1 protein-coding gene is annotated in these 1752 nt (G+C 58.3%); it reads right to left on the minus strand.

All coding sequences use genetic code 11. The features are described from left to right. Window positions 1–675: 675 nt before the first annotated feature. Window positions 676–1155, minus strand: a complete 480-nt coding sequence (locus tag F3H98_RS30845) for a hypothetical protein (RefSeq protein WP_149764800.1) — start codon at window positions 1153–1155, stop codon at window positions 676–678. Between the last annotated feature and the right edge of the window lie 597 nt (window positions 1156–1752).

Genomic DNA, 1752 nt, shown 5'->3' on the forward strand with positions numbered 1-1752 from the left:
GCGTCATCTGTTCGTGGCTAAGCCAGTGTCCGTTGATGATGACTGCAGGCTAATTTCGTTAACCTTGAAAATCTGTTACCGCAAGCGGCCAATTCTTCACTCACGTCGTTTCCTTGAATGAAAGGCACGGGTTCTTGCGGCGAAGCTCACATTACCGCCGCGGTAGGACCTCGCCGAATGGAGATGTGTCATGAGATTCTTTTCACGCTCACGCGGCGGAAGGCACAGCCGATGAAACAAGCGCTAGCCCGAACATCCACATCTAGCTCGAAAGCGGTTGGCGTACCCCTCTCAAATCTCATTCTTCGTAATGATGGGGGTCGCGTGTTCGAGTCACGAGCGGCTTCAAAACCGCCGAGCTACATCACCTTGTGGGACACGACCCTTGAAATCATTCTGAGATTTTTGTGGACTTGATGGACCCGAGCCTCCCAATCGGTAGCCATGAGCCGGCTGCCTGCGACATAGGAGAAGGGGGCGCCCTCATCGGTTGCCTCAAGCAGTACAATCCGGAGCTGCTCAGCCGCCGGCCCAGTGAAGGCGTTACTTTAGCGCTCGCGCCCCAAAGCGGCACCTACCCTCTCCATCTCAAGGCAGCAATCTCGGCAGCCGGTTTTCTGCGACGGGATCGCATTTACGGGATGTGACATGCACGCGGGCGCACGGGATCGACCGTCAGAGGTACCCCTTTTGCTCGCCGTTCCACCTCCCCGTCCCCGCCAATGGAGGCCAAGTTTCGTCAGGCAGGGAGGTCTGGGCATTCTGGGAGGAAACATTGCGATCAAGGTGGGCCTTTGCGTCGAACCGAGTTCGTCTCAGCGTATGGATTACCTTGTCGATATCTTCCGGGTGGACGTCAGTACCGTCGGCGATCAGGAAGGCCATTATGTAGTTGAGTTTCTCGGTGGCTTCCTCGCTGTTCGCGGGCACCGCATCGATCAGGCGCAGTGCTGCTCGCCGCTGCAGCCATCTTGCCGCGCTAAGCCCAAAGCCAAGGCCGCGTGCTATCAGCCCGTTGCGACTGCGAGCCTGCAAAGGAGCGGCCAGCGCCAAAGCCCAACGCCGACGACGACGATGGCTGGCGATCATCGTTGAGATGTTTGATCTGAATACCATCATGGATACGTGTTCTTGCAGCCCCGTGTTGACCGGCATGTCTTTTCGTTGATTGGTAATGAGTTCGTTGGGACGTGACTGCTGATTTTAGGGAGACTGCCACTGGAGGATGTTCGGTCTTTTGTCCCGATGTTGTCCTGACCGCACATCGTCGATGACCTGCGCCGAAAATGCCCTCTTAGCGCCGGCGTCGCGGTAAGAGGTGGCGACTCGGCGGCGCCGGTCGATGTGCAGAGTTCGGCGAGGGTGCACAAATCCACGACCCGCCCCACGGGATTGATTTGCTCTGGTCCACGTATGTGCGTGCGTCGGTGAGAAATCCGGCGTCATTGTGCTCGTCCTGTTCTATGGCACGAGCTCTGATAGGTCGGCGCAGAAACGAGCGGTATCCCCGAATCCCGGGATTGAGTAAGGACGTGGAGCAAAGATGGCCAGGATCAGCAGAAGCGGCACCACCGACTTTAGCTATTTGGCGTGACGCACCAGCTTGAATGCCTCTGTCCATATCCGGTAGCTGGCGTCGGTACCTTCGCTCCATGCAAGCATGGCGCACCAGGCGGCGACCGTTGGAGCCTTTGTCCCAAACCGCCTGCGCATCAGCACAGCCAGCACCTCGGCTCCCGCCCCTGCCCCGAC

The sequence above is a fragment of the Neomesorhizobium albiziae genome, from assembly GCF_900114255.1.
GTDB lineage: Bacteria > Pseudomonadota > Alphaproteobacteria > Rhizobiales > Rhizobiaceae > Neomesorhizobium > Neomesorhizobium albiziae.

Bases quoted from the DNA above. Each gene is read 5' to 3' on its own strand.
- F3H98_RS30845 (WP_149764800.1), bottom strand. From the start codon at position 1,155: ATGCCGGTCAACACGGGGCTGCAAGAACACGTATCCATGATGGTATTC.